General features: G+C 62.6%; 21 protein-coding genes and 2 riboswitches. Of the genes, 8 read left to right on the forward strand and 13 right to left on the reverse strand.

Going from position 1 to position 23,113, the window contains the following annotated elements; all coding sequences use genetic code 11:
• Positions 1-189 precede the first annotated feature (189 nt).
• From HBO24_RS01760 to HBO24_RS01770, 3 genes are all read left to right on the forward strand, one after another.
• Positions 190-354, forward strand: a complete 165-nt coding sequence (locus HBO24_RS01760; RefSeq protein ID WP_157717204.1) for a DUF6026 family protein — start codon at positions 190-192, stop codon at positions 352-354.
• Positions 355-459: 105 nt separating this feature from the next.
• Positions 460-2,193: a phosphoethanolamine transferase CptA gene (locus HBO24_RS01765; protein ID WP_057959423.1), complete on the forward strand. Its 1,734-nt coding sequence runs from the start codon at positions 460-462 to the stop codon at positions 2,191-2,193.
• 150 nt (positions 2,194-2,343) lie between these two features.
• On the forward strand, positions 2,344-2,565 hold the full coding sequence (locus HBO24_RS01770) for a hypothetical protein (protein WP_057436731.1): 222 nt from the start codon (positions 2,344-2,346) through the stop codon (positions 2,563-2,565).
• Between the two features lie 123 nt (positions 2,566-2,688).
• Here HBO24_RS01770 and HBO24_RS01775 read toward each other — a convergent pair whose 3' ends face one another.
• The 8 genes from HBO24_RS01775 to HBO24_RS01810 form a co-directional block, all read right to left on the reverse strand.
• On the reverse strand, positions 2,689-3,180 hold the full coding sequence (locus tag HBO24_RS01775; RefSeq protein ID WP_057436733.1) for a GNAT family N-acetyltransferase: 492 nt from the start codon (positions 3,178-3,180) through the stop codon (positions 2,689-2,691).
• A 150-nt stretch (positions 3,181-3,330) separates the two neighbouring features.
• Complete coding sequence (gene zapE / locus HBO24_RS01780) at positions 3,331-4,437, reverse strand: cell division protein ZapE (RefSeq protein WP_170059199.1); 1,107 nt, start codon at positions 4,435-4,437, stop codon at positions 3,331-3,333.
• Entirely contained in the window at positions 4,434-7,091 is a 2,658-nt protein-coding gene (gene pepN / locus HBO24_RS01785; RefSeq protein ID WP_170059200.1) for an aminopeptidase N, read from the reverse strand. Before pepN ends, zapE begins: the two co-directional genes overlap by 4 nt.
• 13 nt (positions 7,092-7,104) lie before the next feature.
• Positions 7,105-7,935 carry a DUF2797 domain-containing protein gene (locus tag HBO24_RS01790; RefSeq protein ID WP_057436738.1) on the reverse strand — a complete coding sequence of 277 codons (831 nt, stop codon included), beginning with the start codon at positions 7,933-7,935 and terminating at the stop codon, positions 7,105-7,107.
• Complete coding sequence (locus HBO24_RS01795; protein WP_057436741.1) at positions 7,932-8,192, reverse strand: DUF1315 family protein; 261 nt, start codon at positions 8,190-8,192, stop codon at positions 7,932-7,934. The genes HBO24_RS01790 and HBO24_RS01795 overlap by 4 nt, the downstream gene beginning before the upstream one ends.
• Before the next feature lie 30 nt (positions 8,193-8,222).
• On the reverse strand, positions 8,223-9,092 hold the full coding sequence (locus HBO24_RS01800; RefSeq protein WP_170059201.1) for a rhomboid family intramembrane serine protease: 870 nt from the start codon (positions 9,090-9,092) through the stop codon (positions 8,223-8,225).
• Positions 9,085-10,062, reverse strand: a complete 978-nt coding sequence (locus HBO24_RS01805) for a metallophosphoesterase (protein WP_164844814.1) — start codon at positions 10,060-10,062, stop codon at positions 9,085-9,087. Before HBO24_RS01805 ends, HBO24_RS01800 begins: the two co-directional genes overlap by 8 nt.
• Positions 10,059-10,949 (reverse strand): NAD(+) kinase, encoded by an 891-nt coding sequence (locus HBO24_RS01810; protein WP_010210870.1) that lies wholly within the window; start codon positions 10,947-10,949, stop codon positions 10,059-10,061. Before HBO24_RS01810 ends, HBO24_RS01805 begins: the two co-directional genes overlap by 4 nt.
• A gap of 154 nt (positions 10,950-11,103) precedes the next feature.
• Between HBO24_RS01810 and HBO24_RS01815 the strand changes: the two genes are divergently transcribed.
• On the forward strand, positions 11,104-12,051 hold the full coding sequence (locus HBO24_RS01815; protein WP_120733220.1) for a DUF1853 family protein: 948 nt from the start codon (positions 11,104-11,106) through the stop codon (positions 12,049-12,051).
• Between the two features lie 125 nt (positions 12,052-12,176).
• Here HBO24_RS01815 and HBO24_RS01820 read toward each other — a convergent pair whose 3' ends face one another.
• Genes HBO24_RS01820 through cobW form a run of 4 tightly spaced genes read right to left on the reverse strand, consistent with a single transcriptional unit; the run spans position 12,177 to position 18,656 of the window.
• Positions 12,177-12,779, reverse strand: coding sequence for a VWA domain-containing protein (locus tag HBO24_RS01820; RefSeq protein WP_057959416.1), 603 nt, complete (start codon positions 12,777-12,779; stop codon positions 12,177-12,179).
• A gap of 53 nt (positions 12,780-12,832) precedes the next feature.
• Positions 12,833-13,831, reverse strand: a complete 999-nt coding sequence (locus HBO24_RS01825) for an AAA family ATPase (RefSeq protein WP_115128301.1) — start codon at positions 13,829-13,831, stop codon at positions 12,833-12,835.
• Positions 13,831-17,592 carry a cobaltochelatase subunit CobN gene (gene cobN / locus HBO24_RS01830; RefSeq protein WP_170059202.1) on the reverse strand — a complete coding sequence of 1,254 codons (3,762 nt, stop codon included), beginning with the start codon at positions 17,590-17,592 and terminating at the stop codon, positions 13,831-13,833. The genes HBO24_RS01825 and cobN overlap by 1 nt, the downstream gene beginning before the upstream one ends.
• A gap of 2 nt (positions 17,593-17,594) precedes the next feature.
• Positions 17,595-18,656 (reverse strand): cobalamin biosynthesis protein CobW, encoded by a 1,062-nt coding sequence (gene cobW / locus HBO24_RS01835; protein ID WP_057436756.1) that lies wholly within the window; start codon positions 18,654-18,656, stop codon positions 17,595-17,597.
• A gap of 92 nt (positions 18,657-18,748) precedes the next feature.
• Positions 18,749-18,949, reverse strand: a riboswitch (cobalamin riboswitch).
• A gap of 88 nt (positions 18,950-19,037) precedes the next feature.
• Positions 19,038-19,245: riboswitch (cobalamin riboswitch) on the forward strand.
• Positions 19,246-19,340: 95 nt separating this feature from the next.
• On the opposite strand from cobW, the gene HBO24_RS01840 reads away from it, so the two are divergent.
• The 4 genes from HBO24_RS01840 to cobM all read left to right on the forward strand — a co-directional run bounded on the left by HBO24_RS01840 (position 19,341) and on the right by cobM (position 21,479).
• Positions 19,341-19,529: a CbtB domain-containing protein gene (locus tag HBO24_RS01840; RefSeq protein WP_057436758.1), complete on the forward strand. Its 189-nt coding sequence runs from the start codon at positions 19,341-19,343 to the stop codon at positions 19,527-19,529.
• Between the two features lie 11 nt (positions 19,530-19,540).
• A complete protein-coding gene (locus HBO24_RS01845) occupies positions 19,541-20,242 on the forward strand; it encodes a CbtA family protein (RefSeq protein WP_170059203.1) in 702 nt (233 codons plus the stop codon).
• Positions 20,239-20,652 (forward strand): cobalamin biosynthesis protein, encoded by a 414-nt coding sequence (locus tag HBO24_RS01850; protein ID WP_057959412.1) that lies wholly within the window; start codon positions 20,239-20,241, stop codon positions 20,650-20,652. The genes HBO24_RS01845 and HBO24_RS01850 overlap by 4 nt, the downstream gene beginning before the upstream one ends.
• An 80-nt stretch (positions 20,653-20,732) precedes the next feature.
• Positions 20,733-21,479, forward strand: a complete 747-nt coding sequence (cobM, locus tag HBO24_RS01855; protein WP_128593043.1) for a precorrin-4 C(11)-methyltransferase — start codon at positions 20,733-20,735, stop codon at positions 21,477-21,479.
• Positions 21,480-22,466: 987 nt separating this feature from the next.
• On the opposite strand, the gene nfuA is transcribed toward cobM, so the two are convergent.
• Entirely contained in the window at positions 22,467-23,051 is a 585-nt protein-coding gene (gene nfuA / locus HBO24_RS01860) for a Fe-S biogenesis protein NfuA (protein ID WP_057436766.1), read from the reverse strand.
• Positions 23,052-23,113: the final 62 nt, after the last annotated feature.

Below are 23,113 nucleotides of genomic sequence, written 5' to 3' on the forward strand. Positions count from 1 at the left end.
ATCGCACTAGTTTCATCACAAAAAGAGGCCATCGTTTCACCATCACTGGCTGAAAAGTCACAGCGACCCTGAAAAATAAAAAAGTTCCCTTGAGCCCAAAAAGAAATCAGAATCGCCCCTGACTCCTGCCGAGGGCCTCGACTCAAGCGCTCTGGCACCGCGATACACCGGCTATTTGCGAGGTAAGCAATGCGCACAGCACAGATGACACGCCCGCCACAGACCCTCTACGTCACCGTCCGCCGCGACGAACTGCGCCAGCTGAAGGACGAACGCGAGCAGTTGCAGCAGGAAGTGATCCGTCTGCGGGCGCAGTTGCAGGCTCAGTTGGCAAACCAAGCCATTACCTGCTGAACCCCAGGTCCAACTCACAAACTTTTCACCCGCCCTTCCCGATAATCCTCCGCCAGAACGCCGCCTCGCGCATGGGCGGCGGCAATTATCGGGTTGGAGCGCTGCATGGCGAGCACGAAGTCTGCAAAAGGGTTTGATTGGGCCGGCCTGGGCTGGATGTTCCTGTTTTTCTGGTATTTCTCCGGTATTACCCAACTGCTGATCCAACTGACCGGCACCTCCGGCTTCAGTGGTTTCCGCCAGGCGTTCTTCATGAGTGCGCTGTGGTTGGCACCCATGCTGCTGTTCCCGCGTCGCGCCCGGCTACTCGCCGCGCTGATCGGTGTGGTGCTGTGGGCCTGTTCCATGGCCAGCCTGGGCTACTTCTTTATTTACCAGCAGGAATTTTCCCAGAGCGTCATCTTCATCATGTTCGAGTCGAACATCTCTGAAGCCGGCGAGTATGCAACGCAATACTTTGCCTGGTGGATCGTGCTGGCCTTTATTGCCCACACCGCCCTGGCCGTCTTCCTCTGGACCCGTGTGCGCCCGGTCTACCTGCCCCGGGGCCGGGCAATGGTCGCGGCGACGGCCATTGTGCTGGCGATTGTCGGCTATCCGCTGGTCAAGCAGATTGCCACCAACGACACCCTGGAACGGGCCATCGACGGCTTCGAAACCCGAGTCGAACCTGCCGTGCCGTGGCAGATGATTGTTGCCTATCGCCGCTACACCCAGCAGTTGAACAACATGCAGGGCATGCTCGACAACGTCAGCAAGATCCCGCCCCTGAGCAACTTCAAGGACAGCATGGCCGGCCAACCGTCGACCCTGGTGCTGGTGATCGGCGAGTCCACCAACCGGCAGCGCATGAGCCTCTACGGCTACCCGCGCAAGACCACGCCGGAGCTGGACAAGCTGCGTGACCAATTGGATGTGTTCGACAACGTCATCACCCCGCGCCCCTACACCATCGAGGCGCTGCAACAGGTACTGACCTTTGCCGATGAAGACAACCCGGATCTGTATCTGAAGACCCCTTCCATCGTCAGCATGATGAAACAGGCCGGCTACAAGACCTTCTGGATCACCAACCAGCAGACCATGACCAAGCGCAACACCATGCTCACCACGTTCTCCGAACAGGCCGACGAGCAGGTGTACCTCAACAACAACCGTAACCAGAACGCCCGCCAGTACGATGGCGACGTGCTGGAGCCGTTCTCCAAGGCCCTGGCCGACAAGGCCGAGCGCAAGCTGATCGTGGTGCACCTGCTGGGTACCCATATGAGCTATCAGTACCGCTACCCGCCAAGCTTCGACACCTTTACCGACCGCCAGGGTGTCCCGGACGCGGTCAGTGACGACCAGCTGCCGACCTACAACAGCTATGACAACGCAGTGCGCTACAACGACTTCGTGGTGTCGAGCCTGATCAAGGACTACGCCAAGACCGACCCCAATGGGTTCCTGCTGTACCTCTCCGACCACGGCGAGGATGTGTTCGACTCGGCGGGCCATGACACCCTGGGCCGCAACGAGGGCAAGCCGACAGCCCCGATGTACACCATCCCCTTCATGACCTGGGCCTCGCCGAAGTGGCGCGCCACCCACGACTGGAACATGCAGGGCGATATACAACGGCCCTACAGCAGCTCGCAGTTGATTCATACCTGGGCCGACCTGGCCGGCTTGAGTTTCGACGAACTGGACCGCAGCCGCAGCCTGGTCAGCGACAGCTTCAAGCCACGGCCATTGCTGATCGGCGATCCCTACCAGCGTTCGCAGAAGGCCTTGATCGACTTCAGCCTGATCAAGCCCAAAGCCAGTACCGCACCCCGGAGTGTGGTCCAGAAGTAAACGACCCGCGCCCTGTCCAGAGTTAACCCCTGCGGTTAACTCTGGATGTGCTTGACGTTAACCCCCACTTAATTAGCTTCCTACAGACTATTCCCATAAATCTGACCAGGGACGGTGCAGACACGATCACTTTTAATGGGAATACCTGCGATGAAACTTTCAACCTTGATGCTTGCTGGCCTGCTGGGCCTGACCTCCGCTGCCGCCTTCGCCGAAGGCGGCGCTGAGCGCGTGAAGGAGCACTTCGATAATTTCAGCTTCACCCAGAAACAAATCCACAGCGACACCGAACAGACGGCTGCTGCCGACGCCAAGGGTGCTGAATCCGGATCCACCCAACACACGCGGGATGCTGAGCAGCCCAAAGGCTGATGCACGAGTAATACCCGGCACCATTATGCTCTGGTGGTGAAGGTCAATTTGGCGCCCTGTACGGGGCGCTTTTTTTTGCCTGGTCGAACCTTCCCAAGGGGAGCGCGGGAACGACCTGAGGATTTAGAGGGCCTTGCTCCAGAACAGCATGCGGCCATGGGCAGGGTCGAAGATCGAGTCATCGAAGCCAAACTTGCGGTACGACGCCTGCGCTACTGGATTACCTTCCAGCACTTCCAGGGTGATCTTGCAGCAACCGCGCTGGCGGGCGATTTCCTCGACCTTTTGCAGCATTTTCTGGCTCAGGCCCAGGCCTCGGAACGGTTCCTTGACCACCACATCATGCACGTTGACCAGCGGCCGGCAGGCAAAGGTCGAAAACCCTTCAAAACAGTTAACAAGCCCGGCCGGCTCGCCGCCAACAAAGGCCAGCACGCTGAAGGCATGGGGACGCTTGGCCAATTCCGCCGGCAATTGTTGCAGCAGGTCGGCGGACAGGGCATGGCCACCGCCCATGGGGTCTTGTGCATAGTGGTTGAGCAACAGGCCAATGGCCTCGGCGTGCACGGAGTTGCTGTAGCTGGCTTGCAGCACCAATATTTCTGCGGCTTCCATTTCCTTCCTCGATAACTGCCCGGCAGGGATGAGCTCCCCGCAAAAGCTCGATTGTAAGCGGGGTGTAGGGGTTAGATGAAGGAGATTAACTACAACTTGGCGCGGGAAAAAGCCGTCAGGCAAATGATTGTGTCAGTGGGCCAATGGCCACTACTGACCAAAGCGTTGCAACTGCATTTCTTGCAAACGACTGAGGGTGCGGCGGAACGCAAACTCCAGGTAACCCTCGGTGTACAACTCGGCCAAGGGCACCCTGGCTTCGATGTACAGCGGGACCTTGCGGTCGTAGCACTCATCCACCAGGGCGATAAACCGGCGCACACTGTCATCGTGCACCGACAACGCAGGCAGCTCGCGGTCGCCCGCCTCCACGCGCTGGGCACCATCCTCGGTACCACGGGCAATCCGCCCAGGACGTGTCGAGGCGCTCAGCCCGGGCACTTCGCCGAGCAATATGGCGCTATAGCGATCACACAGCTGCATGAAATCCATGGCCGCCAGCGGTTGTTCGCACAGATCAGCGTAGCGGCACCACAGCACCGTTTCGCTGGACTGCACCGTAACAATGCGCCGCGAACCGACCATAACCGGCGCCTCACTGCAGGCTTGTCCAGCGCTCAAACGCTGGAAAACCGCGGCCAATGCTCGTGGTTGATCGACCCAGTAGCGCTGCTCGGCGGTGCCCGGATGCAAGCGGTGATCCTCACTGCCGTCTACCGCCACCACCTGCATATGGGCCTCAATCGCCTCGATAGCCGGCATGAAGCGTTCGCGGTTGAAACCGTCGGCGTACAACTGCCCGGGTGGCTGGTTGGAGGTGCAGACCATTACCACCCCTTCGTCGAACATCACCTGGAACAGGCGCCCGAGGATGATCGCGTCACCAATGTCATTGACGAACAGCTCGTCGAAACACAGCACCCGCACGTCCCCGGCCAACTCGCGGGCCAGGGCCTGCAAAGGGTCCGGGGTGCCGGTCAACTGGAACAGACGTTGATGGACCCAGCCCATGAAGTGATGGAAGTGCTGGCGCCGCGCGGGCACCCGCAGGCTCTGATGGAACTGATCCATCAGCCAGGTCTTGCCCCGCCCCACCGGCCCCCACAGATAAACGCCGGTGACCGGTGCGTCGGCGCCCTGGTGCAATGCCCCATGGCAGGCCTGCAACGCCTCGACCGCCCGGCGTTGCGCGTCGTCTGCCACAAAACCATCGGCCAGGGCCCGCTGGTAGGCGGCCAGTGGTGAGTCGGCCGTCATGCGAGGCTTTTGCTGACCACCTCGAACACATCGCTGGACAGCTCGCCCGAACCACGGATGCGCTCCAGCTCAGCCTTCATCAGCGCCTGACGGGCGCTGTCGTATTTGCGCCAGCGGGTCAGTGGCGCCAACTGCCGCGAGGCGATCTGCGGGTTGAAGGCATTCAGCTCGATCACCAGGTCCGCCAGGAAGCGATAGCCCGAGCCATCGGCTGCATGGAAGTTGATCAGGTTCTGCCCGGCAAAGGCGCCGACCAGCGCGCGTACCTTGTTCGGGTTCTTGATATTGAACGCCGGGTGCTGCATCAGGGCCTTGACCCGTGCAAGCCCGCCCGGCAACACGCTCCCGGCCTGGACGCTGAACCATTGGTCCATGACCAGGGGGTTGTCCTTGAAGTTCTCGGCAAACACTTGCAGGGCGTTGGCCTTCTCGGCATCGAACGGCGAGTTGACCAGCACCGCCAATGCCGTCAGGCGTTCGGTCATGTTGTCACACGCGTCGAACTGCTCCAGGGTCGCCGCCAGTACTTCGGGCTTGCCGCTGAGCATCAGGTACGACAGCGCGATGTTCTGCAGGGCGCGGCGCGCGAAGTGCTCGGCCGAGGCCACGTAAGGCGTGTTGCGCGACAGGTCGCGGTTGGCCTGGTAGCGCAGCCACAGGCCTTCGAACAGGTTATCGGCCAACTGCTTGCGCGCAAACTCGCGGGCAGCGTGGATCGCATCGACGTCAGCCACTTCGCTGATTTCGGTCAGGTAGGCTTCACCCGGCAACGACAACATTTCCGCGACCATGGCCTGGTCCAGGCTTTCGTCGCTCAACACGCTGCGCAGCGCATTGACCAGCCGTTGATCCAGCACCAAGGCCTGGCCCTGCTGGTGTTGGCCGATCAGGTCCTGCAACACCTGCACCGCCAGTTGCTGACCCGCTTCCCAGCGATTGAAGCCATCGCTGTCGTGCTGCATCAGGAACATCAACTGGTCACGGCTGTAGGGGAAGCTCAGCTTCACCGGCGCCGAGAAGCCACGCAGCAGCGACGGCAAGGGTTGCTCAGCGATATCGACGAAGGTGAACGTCTGCTCGGCCTCAGTCACCGACAACACTCGCGAAGTGCCCTGCGCCGCCGCTTCACCGGCCAGACGCAACGGCAGGTCGGCCCCATTGGCGTCCAGCAGGCCCAGGGCCACCGGAATCACGAATGGCAGTTTTTCTACGTTGTCCGGGGTTTGCGGGCAGCTCTGGCGCAAGGTCAGGCTGTAGGTCTTGGCGGTAGCGTCGTAGGACTCGCTCACTACCAGGCGTGGCGTGCCGGCCTGGCTGTACCAGCGTTTGAACTGGGTCAGGTCGGCACCGTTGGCGTCTTCCATGGCCTTGATAAAGTCATCACAGGTCACGGCCTGGCCATCGTGGCGTTCAAAGTACAGGTCACTGCCTTTGCGAAAGCCCTCGGCGCCGAGCAAGGTGTGGATCATCCCGACCACTTCCGAACCCTTTTCGTACACGGTCAGGGTGTAGAAGTTGGAGATTTCGATAAAGCTGTCCGGGCGCACAGCGTGGGCCATCGGCCCTGCATCTTCGGCGAATTGGTGGGTGCGCAGGTAGGCCACATCCTGGATACGCTTGACGGTGGCCGAGTTCATATCCGCAGAGAAGTGCGAATCGCGGAACACCGTGAAGCCTTCCTTGAGCGACAGCTGGAACCAGTCGCGGCAGGTCACGCGGTTGCCCGACCAGTTATGGAAGTACTCGTGGGCGACGATGGCCTCGACGCGCTGATGCGCGGCGTCGGTCGCGGTTTCGGCACGGGCCAGCACGGCGCTGGAGTTGAAAATGTTCAGGCCCTTGTTTTCCATGGCGCCCATGTTGAAGTCGTTGACGGCGACGATCATGAAAATATCCAGGTCGTATTCGCGACCATAGACCTCTTCATCCCAACGCATGGACTTCTTCAGGCTGTTCATGGCGTGCTGGCACTTGTCGATGTTTTCCGGCTCGACATAGATGCGCAACGCGACGGTGCGCTGGCTCATGGTGGTGAAGGTGTCTTCGACGCACCACAGGTCGCCAGCCACCAGGGCGAACAGGTAGGCCGGCTTCTTGAACGGGTCTTCCCAGGTCGCCCAGTGCCGACCGTCTTCACCGGGGCCGCTGGCAATCGGGTTGCCGTTGGACAGCAGCACCGGATAGCTGTGCTGCTCGGCGATCACCGTGGTGGTGAACGTGCTCATCACGTCCGGGCGGTCAAGGTAGTAGGTGATCTTGCGGAAGCCCTCGGCCTCGCATTGGGTACAGAACATGCCACCGGACTTGTACAAGCCTTCCAGGGCGGTGTTGGTTTGCGGGTGGATGCGCACGCTGGTGTCGACCGTGAAGCTGTCACTGGTCGGCTGCAACGTCAGGTGGCTCTCGCTCAATTGGTAGTCGGTGGCGCTCAGTTCCTGGTCACCCAGGGCCACGCTCAGCAGTTCCAACTGCTGGCCATCGAGCACCAGCGGCGGCAGGCCGGTGCCGCGCTCGGGATTGCGGCGCATCACCAGCTGCGCGTGGACCAGGCTATGGTCCTCGAACAACTCGAAGGTCAGGTGAGTCTCGTCGATCAGGTACTCGGGCGCCTGATAATCCTTCAGGTAAATCATCTTCGGTTGTTCGGTGCGCATGCGTGAAATCCTTCTACTGATGCACGGCGAGCTGGTAAGCCGTGTATTTACGAATATTGATAACGCCGGTATCGAAGATCAGGTATTGGCCCTTGATCCCCAGCAGCGTGCCTTCGGCAATCGGGTTCTTGTCCAGGTTGAAACTGACGATCTTGGCTGGATATTGCTCCACCGGGTAGCGGATTTCGAGGGGCTCGATATCGGTTACCGGTTGGATGGCCTGCAGGCCAAAGCGTTCCTGCAATTGCAGCAGGCCATCGGCGCAGGAGACAAACAGCTCGTCGCGTACCTGCGCAAGGTCTACCGCTGCCGCGTCGCCCTTGAGCAAGGCGCGCCAGTTGGTCTTGTCGGCGACCTGGCTGCGCAGCACATCTTCGACAAAGCCCGATTGCTGGCGCGTGGCCACGCGCATGATCGGCAATGCCTGGCTCGCGCCCTGGTCCAGCCAGCGCGTGGGCAACTGGGTGGCGCGGGTGATGCCGACCTTGATCCCCGACGAGTTCGCCAGGTACACCACATGGTCGGTCATGCAGAATTTCTCGCCCCAGGCCGGATCGCGGCAAGTGCCGGCATCGAAATGGCAGCGCTCGGGGCTCATGATGCACAGGTCGCACTGGGCCAGCTTGGTCATGCACGGGTAGCAATAGCCCTGGCTGAAGCTGGTCTTGGTCTTGCGTCCGCAATGGGTGCAGTGGATCGCACCGAGGTATTCCAGGCGTATATGAGTGCCAATCAACGGGTTGACCGGCACCTCGGTGTCGCCCAGGCGAAAAGCGTATTGAACGGTCGGCGAACCCAGTTGCGCCGACATCTTGCTGACTGCACCACGGCCAATCTCAATCAATGGATGGCATCCGACTTGAACAGGATGTTTTCCACCGGGGTCGACTTCGATTGGCATTCCTGCGGGCCCATATAGCCGGTGCGCTGGTCTTCCGGCAGGTTTTGCAGCTCCCAGGCGATCATGGCCTGCAACGACAGCTCGCGCTGTTCGGCAGTGAGCTTGCGGCCGTCGGCCCATTTACCGATTTCCACGGCGAGCTTGAGGCTCTGGTAGATATCCGGGGTGATGTTTTCGATCATTTCAGCAAAAGAGGACATAAGACTCTTCCTTCAATAATGGGCAGAGATTCAAGCGTTACGTTTATGGCGGCTGTACAACCCGCCGAGCAAACCGGTGATGCAACCCGCCACCAGGCCGCCGACATGGGCCGCATTGGCGATTTCGCCGAAGCCGATCATCGAGACCAGGCCCGACAGGCACACCACCAGCCACACCAGCATCATCACCAGCACGCCGCGCGGCAGGCGATACGCCGGGTTGGGCGCAAGCAACTGGTAGATCCAGCAATGGCCGAGCAAGCCGTACAACACGCCGGACAGACCACCGAACAGGCCCGGCCCGCCAAAGGTGTATTGCGCATAGTTGGAGGCCAGGCTGAACAGCATCGTCAGGCCCAGCAGGTTGATACTGCCCTGACGGGCCTCGATGCGCCGCCCCAGCTCCCAGTACCACATGCCGTTCATGGCCAGGTGCAGGATGCCGAAGTGGATCAGCATCGGCGTGATCAACCGCCACCACTGCCCTGCCGCCAGGCTGTCGGCCAGGGGCGTGAAATACAGGTACTCACCGGCCACGTGGAAATTCAGGAACGTCAGCCAGCTCATGGCTTGCAAGTTGTCGCCGAGCATCGTGACCGCTGCGACGACCAGGCTCAGCAGCAACACACCCGCGGTCAGCGGGCTGTGGCGCAGTTGCTGGAGGAAGCCGGGACGCTTGGCTACCGGTTCCTGGGGAATATCCAGCTGCTGATCCGGATCGCCGGCCGGGAAACGCTGATACAGGCTGCGCACGTCTTCGCTGATCGCGTCCGGCACCCACAGCACCTGCTCGCCGGCCTCTTCACTGACGCGATGGGGCACCTGCATGCGCTGCAACAGTTTGACGAAGCCAGCCAGGTCAACCGTCAGCGGCAAGCGTAAAACGGCCACGTTACTCATGAATCACCTCAGGGCGCTCGACATCGACCCACACGAACTTGTTGGGGTCCAGGCAGGTTTCCTGATCCAGGCGATACGCCACCAGCTTGCCGTAGAGCACTGCGCTGTAGTCCAGGCAGGCCAGGTTCGAGCGGATCGGCGCCGGTTTGCCGCTGCGCCAGTAATGGCCGACAAACAGCAAGGGTTCATCGACGCCATAGCGCAACAGGGAGTTTTTCTCGGTCGAAGACAACGGCGTACGGGCCACCGGATCGGGCAAGGCATCGGGTTGGAACACGATATCGCCGTAGGTCTTCGGGTCGTCTTCCCAGAACTTGGTGCGAAAGAACGAACGGGTCAGACCATCGCCGCCGGTCAGCGTCAGGCCGTCCGGCAGGCGCATATCGGTGCCGCGCAGCAGGCGATCGAAGGCGTTGCAGGCAAAACTGCCCGGCACCGCCGCCGCCTGCAGGAAATGCTCGTCGATGCAGCCGTCGGGGAATTGTCGGCGCAGCGGCTCGATCAATCCCGAATCCCAGCAGGCGTGCACCACGCGGAAACGCCCGGCATCGACAAACAACGGCATGTCGTAGAACCAGCCAAGGAAGTCATGCCAGTCGCCGGGGTGGTGTTCGAACTGGGTCAGGGTCTCGTGGATCAGACGCGCGTGGCGTGGCGAATGTTCGCGCACGTACTGCTTGCCACTGCCGGGCGGCGCCAGGGTGCTCCAGCCCAGGGCGTTGAACTCGTGGTTGCCCATGATGCACAGCGCCTGGCCGGCTTCGACCATGTCGTGGACGATATGCAGCGCCTCACGGATACGCGGGCCACGGTCGATGATATCGCCGAGGAACACCGCCATGCGTGATGGGTGGCGCCAGACGCCGCCCTGCTTGTGGTAACCCATCTGGTCGAGCAGGTGCTCAAGGGTATGAGCGCAACCGTGCACGTCACCAATCAGGTCGTAGCTACGCGCGGGATCGAGCATCAGTCGCCTCCACCCCCCAAGCGGCTGCCCCAGCCCAGCTTGGTGCGGCACACTTCGTAGTAGTTGTGATCCAGTGGGTGGATCAACCGCAGCTTCTGCGCCTTTTTGCTCACGGTGATGGTGTCACCGGGGGCGCAGGTGAAGTGGTTCTGCCCGTCACAGGAAACTTGCGGGTAGATCTGCATGTCTTTGGAGACCACGATTTTCAACTCACTGTTGCCATCGACCACAATCGGTCGGCTAGACAACATATGGGGGTACATCGGCACGATCACAATGGCATCCAGCTTGGGATGCATGATCGGCCCGCCGGCCGACAGCGCATAGGCCGTGGACCCGGTGGGCGTGGCGACAATCAGGCCGTCGGCCTTCTGGCTGCAGACGAACTGGCCGTCGATATACAGCTCGAACTCGATCATCCGCGTCGACTTGCCGGGGTGCAGCACCACATCGTTGAGGGCATCGCCCTGGCCGATGGCTTCGCCATGGCGGCGCACTTCGGCTTGCAGCAGGAAGCGGTTTTCCACCAGGTAGTGGCCGTCCAGCACCTTGGCCACTTCAACTTCCAGGTCGTCGGGGCGGATATCGGTGAGGAACCCCAGGCTGCCCCGGTTGATCCCCAGCACCGGCACGTTATGCCGCGCCAGGGCCCGGGCGGCGCCCAGCAGGCTGCCGTCGCCGCCGACCACAATCACCATGTCGCAGACTTCACCGAGCATTTTGCGCGACGAGGTCTGCAGGCCGTGGCCCGGCAGAATCTCGGCGATGGTGTCTTCGAGGATCACATGCAGGTGGCGCTCAAGCAGAAACTTTTTCAGCCGGCGGACCGTGTCCAGAACCTGGGTACTGCCCAGGCGACCGATGATGCCGATATTGCGAAATTGCTCCATGGGGCTCCTGCAGGGTTTGGGTCTGGCAAAAAGAACGATTATGGGCGAAAGGCCGCATTAGACAAAATCCTTTGTCGCCCCAGGCCCCAGACGACAACGGTTCTCAACACTCCCCGGGGTCACGCGGCGAGTAGGAAACAGCTATGCTCGGACCATGAATCCGTTTCCCGACCTGCAGCCTCTGCCCCGTCAATTGCGTCATCCCGCAGTGCGGGACCTGGCGTGGGTGATCCTCGCCCCGCCGATGCTCGCGCAGACGCCCTGGCCACAACGTCACCCCCTGGCCGGCAGTGACTGGGTGCAGCAGCCTGCGGCCCTGGAGCAATGGCTCAGGCGCCTGGACCAGGACAGCAGCGCCCTGCTGCATTGGCTGAGCCTGGCACGCACCCGGCGCCTGGGCCTGTATTACGAACGCCTGTGGCAATTTGCCGTGCAGCACGCCCCTGGCGTGGAGTTGCTGGCGGCCAACCTGCCGATCCGCCAGGCCGGGCACACCCTGGGTGAGCTGGACATGCTGCTGCGCGACCGTGACGGCGTGCATCATCTGGAGTTGGCGATCAAGCTTTACCTCGGCCCCCAGGACGGCAACGGCCAGGACACCGCGCAATGGCTGGGTCCGGGTTGTCACGACCGCCTGGATCGTAAGCTGGCGCATCTGGCAGACCACCAACTGCCCATCTCGGCCAGGGCGCAAAGCCGGGAGGTGCTGGCGACGCTGGATATCCAGGAGTTCACCGCCCATCTGTGGCTCGGCGGCTACCTGTTGTACCCCTGGCCCGGCGAGGCCGCCCCGCCCCTCGGCGCCCACCCCCAGCATTTGCGCGGGCGCTGGTTGCATCAGCGCGATTGGCAGGACTTTATCCAGGCCAGCCCGCCGGGCCGCTGGCAGCCCCTGCCGCGCCATGCCTGGCTGGCGCCGGCGCATTACCCGGCGGAAGAAATCTGGAGTGAAGAGCAGATGCAGCGCTGGCTGGTCGACCTGGACCCGATGGCGCCGGCGCAGTTGTTGGTGCGCATGATGCAGAACGGCGGGGATTGGGAGGAAGCGGAGCGGCTGTTTCTGGTGGCGGATCTTTGGCCGAATGTGCCGGGGGCTAGCTGATCGTTTTGCGGTGGGTTTGAAGGCCTTGTCGCAGGCAAGCCAGCTCCCACATTCAAGCGCATTCCAAAGGATGTACGCGGCCACATGTGGGAGCGGGCTTGCTCGCGATAGCGGTAGCGGCAGCGCTACAGGCTATCAATATGCCGATAATCCACCTGCAACCCGGCGGCCAGCTCCCGCGCCCGCCCCAGCCGGATCGGCCCACGTTCGATATCCACCAACAGCCCCAGGCAATCCAACGCCGGCAATTGACCAATATCCTTGAGCCGGCCATCGGTAATCACCAGCAACCGCTGCTGTTCAGCCGGATAGCGCTTGCGCCGCGCCGCCAGCCAATGCCCGGCCTCGGTCAACGCCGCCAGGAGCGGCGTCCCTCCGCCGGCGCCCAGGCCATCCAGCCAACGCCCCAGGCCCTTGGCCGCTTTCAAGCCTTGTACCTGCCAGCTCGGCACTTGCCCGCTGGCGGTCAACAACGCCAGTCGCGCCCGCTGCCGATAGGCGTCGTCGAACACCTGCGCGAGCAAGCCCTTGGCATCGCTAAGCGCCTGATGCCGCCGAGTGGACGCCGAGGCATCGACAATCACCAGCCACAGCTCATGGGAGGCACGGCTGCGGTTGCAGTACACCAGGTCTTTACGCGATTGTGGTCGCCCGCCCAACAAGGTGCCCGGCCAATTGACCATCCCCTCGGCGCCGTTGCGCGCCCGCCCTTGCCTGCCTTGATCCAGTCGACCCGCCTTGGGCCGGGCATCCGCCCCCGCGTCAGGTCGGGGGCGAATGCCTAGGGCTTTTTTGGCCAGGTGGGTATTTCACGGCGGGCACCCGTTACTTGTGTAGACGGAGGCATTTCACCCCACTGTCCCTGGCCGCTGCTGGGGTCAGTGGGTTTGGGCGCCGGCGCATTTTCCGGCGGGTGGGCGGCAGATGAATGCTCCTGGCGACGATGGCGCAGGGCAAATTCGGCAACGGCCTCTATATCCTCTTCAGCGATGGCCGCAGCCCCACGCCACGCCGCATGGGCCCGCGCCCCGCGCAACCACACCAGATCGGCGCGCAGGCCATCCACACCAGCGGCAAAGCAGCGCTCGGTAATCTGCGCCAGGGCCTGGTCATCCAGGGCGATGCTTTCCAGGCGTGCACGGGCCTGGGTGCAACGCGCACGCAGCGCCGCTTGCTGGTCAGCCCACTGCGCACAGAACGCCCCAGGGTCGCTATCGAAATCCAGGCGCCGACGGATGATCTGCCCGCGCTCGGTCGGCAAAGTCTGCCCGCTCAATGCCACGTTGAAACCGAACCGATCCAGCAACTGCGGACGCAATTCACCCTCTTCCGGGTTCATCGTGCCGATCAGCACAAAACGCGCCGAGTGCCGGTGGGATATACCGTCGCGCTCGATCAGGTTGGTGCCACTGGCGGCTACATCCAATAGCAGGTCCACCAGATGGTCAGGCAGTAGGTTGACCTCATCCACATACAGTACCCCGCCATCGGCCTTGGCCAGCACCCCAGGGGAAAACTGCGCACGGCCTTCGCTCAGCGCCGCATCCAGGTCCAGAGTGCCGACCAAACGCTCTTCGGTGGCGCCCAGCGGCAAGGTGACGAATTGCCCGCTGGCCAACAGGTCCGCCAGGCCGCGAGCCAGGGTGGACTTGGCCATGCCGCGCGGGCCTTCGATCAGCACGCCACCGATCTTCGGGTCGATGGCGGTCAGGCACAGGGCAAGCTTCAGGTCGTCGGCACCGACCACTGCCGACAGTGGGAAATGGGGGATGTCAGTCATCAACTGTCTTCTTCTATGTCCAGCAACAGGTTTTCCAATGCCTCGCGGTACGCCCCCGGTTCCTGCCACATACCGCGCTGCTGGGCTTCCAGCATGCGCTCGGTCATGTCGCGCAAGGCCGCAGGGTTGTGCTGTTGCACAAACGCCCGGGTGTCGGGGTCGAGCAGGTAGGCATCGGCCAGCAATGCATATTGGTGGTCGTCGATCAGCGCCGTGGTCGCGTCGAAGGCGAACAGATTGTCCACCGTCGCCGCCATCTCGAACGCGCCTTTATAGCCGTGGCGCTTGACCCCTTCGATCCACTTGGGGTTGGCGGCGCGGGAACGGATCACCCGGTTCAGCTCTTCCTTCAGCGTGCGGATTTTCGGCAAGTCCGGCTGGCTATGATCGCCATGGTAGCTGGCGGCCTTGGCGCCACTGAGGGTTTCCACGGCGGCGAGCATACCGCCCTGGAATTGGTAATAGTCATTGGAGTCGAGCAAGTCGTGCTCGTGGTTATCCTGGTTCTGCAGCACGGCCTGCACCTGGCTCAGGCGCTGGGCGAACTGTTCACGGGCGGCGGTGCCTTCATCCGCACCGCCATAGGCGTAGCCCCCCCAATTCAGGTAGACCTCGGCCAGGTCTTCGCGGCTTTGCCACAGGCGACCGTCAATCGCGCCCTGCACACCCGCGCCATAGGCCCCAGGCTTGGCGCCGAAAATGCGCCAGCCGGCCTGCTTGGCCGCAGCCTCTTCATCCAGGCCCGACTTGCGCAGCGCCTCGCGCTCGCTGCGCACCTTGGCCGCCAGGGGGTTCAGGTCGTCCGGCTCATCCAGCGCCGCGACCGCCTGCACCGCAGCATCGAACAGGCGGATCAGGTTGGCGAACGCATCGCGGAAGAACCCCGACACCCGCAGCGTGACGTCAACTCGCGGGCGGTCGAGCAAGCTGATGGGCAATATCTCAAAATCATCGACACGCTGGCTGCCCGTGGCCCACACCGGTCGCACGCCCATCAGTGCCATGGCCTGGGCGATATCGTCACCGCCGGTGCGCATGGTCGCGGTGCCCCACACGGAAAGCCCCAACTGACGCAGATGGTCACCATGGTCCTGCAGGTGCCGCTCAAGCATCAGGTTTGCGGATTGGAAACCGATACGCCAGGCAGTCGTGGTAGGCAGGTTACGCACGTCAACGGTGAAGAAATTGCGCCCGGTCGGCAGCACATCCAGGCGCCCACGACTCGGCGCACCACTGGGGCCCGCCGGCACGAAACGACCGCTCAACGCCTCCAGCAAGCCATGCATTTCCGCCGGGCCACAGGCATCCAGGCGCGGTGCGACGACGATGCGCAGGCTTTCGATCACCGATTTCACCTCCTCCCAGCCCGGCTCCTCAAGCTGTTCGAGCGGGCCTTCCAGCGCCTGTTCGATCAACCGCGCCGCATACAACTCCAGGCGCTCGCGAGTATCGCCAGCGGTACGCCACAACTGCCCGTCGATCTTCTGCAGCACCTCGGGGCGGCGCCCGGTCCAGGGTTCGGCCAGCGCGCAGTCCAGCGGGTCAAAGCCCAGCTCAAAGGCCTTGGCCAATACCCGCAGCAGGCTTGATTGCGGACCCCGCCCATCGCCACGCGGAATGCGCAGCAGGGCCAGCAAGGTGTCGATACGCAGGCGACCTTCGGGCGACTCGCCAAAGATATGCAGGCCGTCGCGGATCTGCGACTCCTTCAGATCGCACAGGTAGGTGTCCAGGCGCGGCAGCCAGACGGCAGCGTCAGCCTCGTTATCCAGTTCCAGCTCTTGATCGATGCGGGTTTCGCGCACCAGCTTGAGGATGTCCTTTTGCAGCTCCAGGGCGCGGCGCGGGTCGAGCAACTGCGCCTCGTAATACTCATCCGCCAACAGTTCCAGATTGCGCAATGGGCCATAGGTTTCGGCACGGGTCAGCGGCGGCATCAAATGGTCGATGATCACCGCCTGGGTCCGGCGCTTGGCCTGGGCACCCTCGCCCGGATCATTGACGATAAACGGATAGATGTTCGGCAGCGGTCCCAGCAATGCATCTGGCCAGCAGTTCTCGGACAGCCCGACGCCTTTACCCGGCAGCCATTCCAGGTTGCCGTGCTTGCCGACGTGGATCACGCCATGGGCGCCGTAGGTGTGGCGCAGCCAGAAATAGAACGCCAGGTAAGCGTGGGGCGGCACCAGGTCCGGGTCGTGGTACACCGCGCTGGCATCCACCTGGTAGCCCCGCGCCGGCTGGATGCCGACAAAGGTCAGGCCCAGGCGCAGGCCGGCGATCATCATGTGCCCGTCGCGGCACATCGGATCGTTATGAGGCGTGCCCCAGCGTTCCAGCACGGCCTGGCGGTTGGCCTCGGGCAAGCGATTGAACATCGCCTGGTATTCGTCCAGGCCCAGGCTTTGATGGCAGGGGCGCAGGTCGAGGCTGTCCAGGTCGTTGGTGACGCCGCCGAGCAGGTCATGGATCAGCGCAGTGCCGCTGGCCGGCAATGCATCCGGCAGCGGATAACCCTCGGCCTGCAGGGCCCGCAGGATATTCAAGGCCGCGGCCGGGGTGTCCAGGCCCACGCCATTACCGATGCGCCCATCACGGGTCGGGTAGTTGGCGAGGATCAGCGCAATGCGCTTGTTGGCATGCGGCACCCGTGCCAGCTCGACCCAGCGCCGCGCCAGTTCGGCGACAAAGTCCATGCGCTCGGGGGCCGCGCGGTAGCACACCACGTCCGATTGGCTGCGTTCGCTGCGCCAGGCCAGGTCCTTGAAGCTGATCGGGCGGCTGATGATGCGCCCGTCCAGCTCCGGCAAAGCAATGTGCATCGCCAGGTCACGCGGGCCGAGGCCCTGCTCGCTGGCTTCCCAGCCGGGCTGGTTGTCCTGGGCGCAGATCGCCTGGATCACCGGGATATTGCGGCGAAACGGCCGCAGATGGGGCGCTTCGGGGCTGGATTGGGCAAAGCCGGTGGTGTTCAGAATCACCGCCGCCCCGACCTCATCCAGCAGATCCTCAACCACTGTCAGGCAGCCGGGCTCTTTCAGGCTGGCCACCGCCATCGGCAGCGGGTTAAGGCCCGCTGCCTGCAAGCGTTGGCAAAACACATCAATAAAACCGGTATTGGCCGCCTGCAAGTGCGAGCGGTAGAACAGCACCGCTGCCACCGGCCAATCGGTGTTCCAGTCCGCCTGCCAGTCATTGAGGCGGGCATTGGCGGCGCGCGGGTGATAGATCGCGGTGCGCGGCAGAGTTTGCGGCTCGGCCCACGGGTAATCGCGGCCCAGGAAGCTACTGGCCAGGCAGCGATAGAAATCCAGCGCATTCCCCAGCCCGCCCTGGCGCAGAAAGTGCCACAGGCGGTCACGCTCCACCACACCCACGGTGCTCAGGCCGCTGAGTTCGGGATCGGGGCGATCATCCCCCGGCACCAGGATCAACTGCACGCCCTGCTCGGCCAGCTCCACCAGGCGTTGGATGCCGTAGCGCCAATAGCCGATGCCGCCGTGCAGGGAAATCAGGATGACCTTGGCGTGGCGCAGCACCTCATCCACATACAGGTCCACCGAGGCGTGGTTCTGCACCTGCATCGGGTTGGCCAGGCGCAGGCTCGGGTAGTCGTCGGGCAGTTGCTGGGCGGCTTCGGCCAGCAACGCCAGGCTGGAATCGCCGCTGCACAGGATCACCAACTCGGCGGGGGTTTGTCCCAGGTCGGCGATGTTGTCATCGGAGACGAAGCCACCGGGCTGGGTCCTGAGCAGGTGCATGGTTAAACGCTGAGCGCGGCGCGCAATTGCGCTTCAAGGCCCGCTGCATCCAGGTCCTGACCGATCAGCACCAACCGTGTGATGCGCGCTTCGTCGGCGCCCCAGGCCCGGTCGAAATGCTTGTCGAAGCGCGTGCCCACACCTTGGATCAACAGGCGCATCGGCTTGTTGGGGATCGCGGCGAAGCCTTTGACCCGCAGGATGCCGTGCTGCACCACCAATTGCGTCAGGGCATCAAGCAGCAGCGCTTCATCAGCCTGTGGCAGGTCGATGGAGATGGAGTCAAACGCATCGTGATCGTGGTCGTCTTCACCTTCGTGGTGATGATCGTGATGGCTATGGCGCCCGTCGATATGCTCCTCGGAGCCGGCACCCAGGCCAATCAGCACATCCAGAGGCAGGCGGCCGCTGCTGGCTTCGACGATTTTCACTGCTGGCGGCAGTTCTTCGGCGACTTCCAGGCGTACACGGGCCAGGTCTTCAGGGCTGATCAGGTCGGTTTTGTTGAGGATCACCAGGTCGGCGCTGGCCAGTTGGTCGGCGAACAACTCGTGCAGTGGCGATTCGTGGTCCAGGTTCGGGTCCAGTTTGCGCTGGGCGTCGACCTGGTCCGGGAACGCGGCGAAGGTGCCAGCGGCCACGGCCGGGCTGTCGACCACGGTGATCACCGCGTCAACCGTGCAGGCGCTGCGGATTTCCGGCCACTGGAAGGCCTGGACCAGGGGCTTGGGCAGCGCCAGGCCAGAGGTTTCGATGAGGATATGGTCGAGGTCGCCACGACGGGCCACCAGCTCGCGCATCACCGGGAAGAACTCTTCCTGCACGGTGCAGCACAGGCAGCCGTTGGCCAGTTCATACACGCGGCCGCTGGCTTCTTCTTCGGTGCAACCGATGGAGCACTGCTTGAGGATCTCGCCGTCGATACCCAGTTCGCCGAATTCGTTGACGATCACAGCAATGCGCCGACCCTGGGCGTTGTCCAGCATGTGGCGCAGCAAGGTGGTTTTGCCCGAGCCGAGAAAGCCGGTGACGATAGTGACGGGGAGTTTGGCCAGTGTTTTCATCGGATGCCCTTTGGGGCGGGCATACGGGACGACTGGCCCTGCGGCGGCGCGCAGGTGCTGGATTCGTCACCGGATCACCCCGCCCGGTTGAAATGGAAAATCGGTTGCGAGGCAGGTCTCCTGGCTTGGGGCTTGCCGGCCTTGCGGCTGGCGCTGGCTGCGCCTTCCCGCCGTATTGGCAGTGGCGTGGCAGTCAGATAAACCCTTTACAGTTGCGGGGGCAGCCGCGGCTTGGACCGCGTTCCCTTCTTAGCTTCGACCGCAGCCGAAGAACCTCGAAGGTGCAAGGCTACGCAGTGCTTGAGGGACGGTCAATTCAAAACCATGCGAAGAGCCGCAGTGCCCAGCTACAGATTGACGACCGTCCCGCGCCCATGCTCTCCTACACATCTTGTTTCGGGTGCCCTTTACAGGGTGAAACGGGAAACCGGTCAATCATGCATGCATGACCAATCCGGTGCTGCCCCCGCAACGGTAAGCGAGCGAAGCGTCACAGCCACTGTGCTTTTGGCATGGGAAGGCGATGCTTTCAGGACTCAGAAGAGCCCCCTCGCAAGCCCGGAGACCGGCCCGAAAAATCAAATAACAAACCCGCGGTGGGCGGGCGCTGTTCAGAACCCTGCGTGCCCGGCTCGCGGGGTTTTCATGCGCTCGTGTCACCCTGCCACTCGAAAGGGACGTGCCATGTCGATCATCAGTAGCACCTCACACACCGCCAGCCGCTCCGCCACCTTGAGCCAACGCCTGACCGCCGCTATCGGCGCGTCGATCCTCGGTGCGTGCCTGGTGTATTTCGCCGGGTTCTCCCATATCGAGGCCGTGCACAACGCCGCCCACGATACGCGCCACAGCGCCGCCTTCCCGTGCCATTGAGACCTGCAACCATGATCAAGCGAATTGCGCAAACCGCAGGTTTCACCGGCCTGTTGGCCGCCCTGCTGCTGACCCTGCTGCAAAGTTTCTGGGTGGCTCCGCTGATTCTGCAGGCGGAAACCTACGAAAACGCCCCGGCCACGACCGAAGTGCATGAGCATGCGCCTGGTGCTGCGGCCCACAGCCACGACGCCGAGGCCTGGGAACCGGAAGACGGCTGGCAGCGCGTGCTGTCCACCACCGGCGCTAACCTGGTGGTCGCCGTAGGTTTTGCGCTGATGCTCGCCGGCCTGTACACCCTGCGTGCCCCGACCCGCACCGCCCAGGGCCTGCTCTGGGGCCTGGCCGGTTACGCCACCTTTGTGCTGGCACCGACCCTCGGCCTGCCACCGGAACTGCCCGGCACCGCTGCGGCGGACCTGGCGCAACGGCAGATCTGGTGGATCGGCACGGCAGCCTCCACCGCCGCCGGTATCGCGTTGATTGTGTTTGGTCGCAACTGGCTGCTGAAGATCCTCGGCGTGGCGATCCTGGCGGTGCCCCATGTGATTGGCGCGCCACAGCCCGAAGTGCACTCGATGCTCGCCCCGCAGGCCCTGGAAGCGCAGTTCAAGATCGCGTCGCAGCTGACCAACGTTGCGTTCTGGCTGGCCCTGGGCCTGATCAGCGCCTGGTTGTTCCGACGCAATCGCGACGACCAGCACTCGGCATGACAGCAGCCACCACCGCGCCGACCCTGGTGGTCGGCCTGGGTTGTCAGCGTGGTTGCAGCGTCGCGGCGCTATTGGCGCTGTTCAATGAAGCCTTGGCTGGCGCGGGAATCGACCCTCGGCACATCAGCGCACTGGCGAGTATCGACCGTAAACAGGATGAGCCAGGGTTACTGGCCCTGGCCGAACACTTGAGGTTGCCACTGCAGTTTTTCAGTGCCGAACAGCTGGCGATCCACGAAGCGCAATTGAGCCACCGCTCTGCTGTCGCGTTTGCCCATACCGGCTGCCACGGCATCGCCGAAAGCGCCGCCCTGGCCCTGGCCGAGCACTTGGCCCAGCGCCCTGCCCGCCTGTTGATCAACCGCCAGAAAAGCCCGCAAGCCACCTTTGCATTGGCGTGCGCGGGCTGAATTCCTGATAATCCGCTTCCTTGATCATGAGCGGTCTTCATCTGCAGCCCGCCTCGCCGGCTTTTTCACAGGAATCCTCCATGACCGTCTACTTCATCGGCGCAGGCCCCGGCGACCCGGAACTGATCACCGTCAAAGGCCAGCGGCTGATCCGCAGTTGCCCGGTAATTATCTACGCCGGCTCCCTGGTGCCGGCCGCCGTGCTTGAAGGCCATCAGGCCGAAACCCTGGTCAACAGCGCCGAACTGCACCTGGAGCAGATCATTGAGTTGATCAAGCATGCCCATGAACAGGGCCAGGACGTGGCGCGGGTGCATTCTGGCGATCCGAGCCTGTATGGCGCGATTGGCGAGCAAATCCGCCATTTGCGCGCACTGGGGATTCCCTTCCAGATCATTCCCGGCGTCACCGCCGTGGCCGCCTGTGCCGCGTTGCTGGAGGCGGAGCTGACCTTACCGGATATCGCCCAAAGCGTGATCCTGACCCGCTATGCCGATAAAACCACGATGCCTGCGGGGGAGTCCTTCGACAGCCTGGCCAGCCACGGCACTACCATGGCCGTGCATCTGGGGGTCAATCACCTGGAGAAAATCGTCGCCGAGCTGCTGCCGCATTACGGTGCAGATTGCCCGATTGCCGTGGTACACCGGGCGACCTGGCCGGATCAGGATTGGGCGATTGGCACCTTGGCGGATATTGTCAGCAAAGTGGCAGCCAAGGGGTTCAGGCGCACCGCGCTGATTGTGGTGGGGCGGGTGCTGGCCAGTGACAGCTTCAGCGAATCCTCGCTGTATCGCGCAGGGCACGCCCACCTCTACCGACCCTGACAGTGTGGGGGCTGGATTGCCTGCGATAGAGGTGTGTCAGGCAAGTATTCCTAACCTGATATACCGCCATCGCGGCATGAGTATCTACACCACTCTTTTCTGGGTTTGTATACATATCCGTTGCTGCGGTCACGGCCACTTAGGGTTCCGCCCTTACGGCGGGTCACTTTTGGAAAAGAGCCCCAAAAGTAACCAAAAGGGCTCCTGCCCCACCACTCGGTGCCTCGCCTAGGCTCGGCATGCCCGCAGTCAGGCATTGCTCCGTGGGCCCGCCGCGATCGGCCATCCATGGCCGTGTCGCGGCTACCCCGGCATCCATGCCGGGGTGCCCACTGCGCAATACCTGCCTGCGGCCAGCGTGGTTTAACGGGGCGCCTAAGATCAAAAACCAGATCAAAAGCAGAGCAACAGCAACAGCAATGCCAAAGCCGGGGCGCGAAGCTGCATTCCCCTGTGGGAGCTGGCTTGCCTGCTCCCACAGGAGTCCGCGCACGCTTCGACGATCAGGTCGGCTGTCAGGCCGCCTCGCTTTGCTTGTGATTTTGATCTGAGGCGCCCCGTTAAACCACGCTGGCCGTCATCCGATATTGATTTGGGGGGTAACCCGGCAGGACGCCGGGTTAGCCGCGCTGGGCCATGGATGGCCCATCGCGGCGGCCCCCCAAATCAATGTCGGATGACGGGCACACCGAGCCTAGGCGAGGTGCCGAGTGGTGGGGCAAGAGCCCTTTTGGTTACTTTTGGGGCTCTTTTCCAAAAGTGACCCGCTGTAAGAGCGGAACCAATAGCCGCCGTAACCGCAGCAACGGATATGTACACACACCCAACAAGCACTAGATAAAAGAGATGCGTAGATACCTACGACTATCGCATGCAAGCCAGCCCCAACAGTTCATCTTATTTATTAAATAGATCGCATAAATCACTAATTTTAAAGCATAAAAAAACGGCGCTCACGGACGCCGTTTTTTGTTTGCAGCGAACACCTTAATAGTAGGCGTTTTCTTTCTGCGTATGGTCAGTCACGTCACGTACGCCCTTGAGCTCGGGAATCCGCTCCAGCAACGTACGCTCGATACCTTCACGCAAGGTCACGTCAGCCTGCCCACAGCCCTGGCAGCCGCCACCGAACTTGAGCACGGCGATACCGTCATCCACCACGTCGATCAGGCTGACCTGGCCGCCATGGCTGGCCAGGCCCGGATTGATCTCGGTCTGCAGGTAGTAGTTGATACGCTCGTTGATCGGGCTATCGGCATTGACGTTCGGCACCTTGGCGTTGGGCGCCTTGATGGTCAGTTGGCCACCCATGCGGTCAGTGGCGTAGTCGACCACGGCATCGTCAAGGAAGGCTTCGCTGAAGGCGTCGATATACGCGGTGAAGCTCTTGAGCCCCAGGGCGGTGTCTTCAGGCTTTTCTTCGCCCGGTTTGCAGTAGGCAATGCACGTCTCGGCGTACTGGGTGCCAGGCTGGGTGATAAAGACGCGGATGCCGATACCCGGGGTGTTCTGCTTGGACAGCAGATCAGCCAGGTAATCGTGGGCGGCGTCGGTAATGGTTATGGCAGTCATGGGAACTCCTCACAGGCTTGCCGGCAGTTTACGCCAATCGCCGCGACGGTACAAAGTCCTAG

This window comes from Pseudomonas sp. WS 5410 (assembly GCF_012985645.1).
GTDB classification, from domain to species: Bacteria; Pseudomonadota; Gammaproteobacteria; order Pseudomonadales; family Pseudomonadaceae; genus Aquipseudomonas; species Aquipseudomonas shahriarae.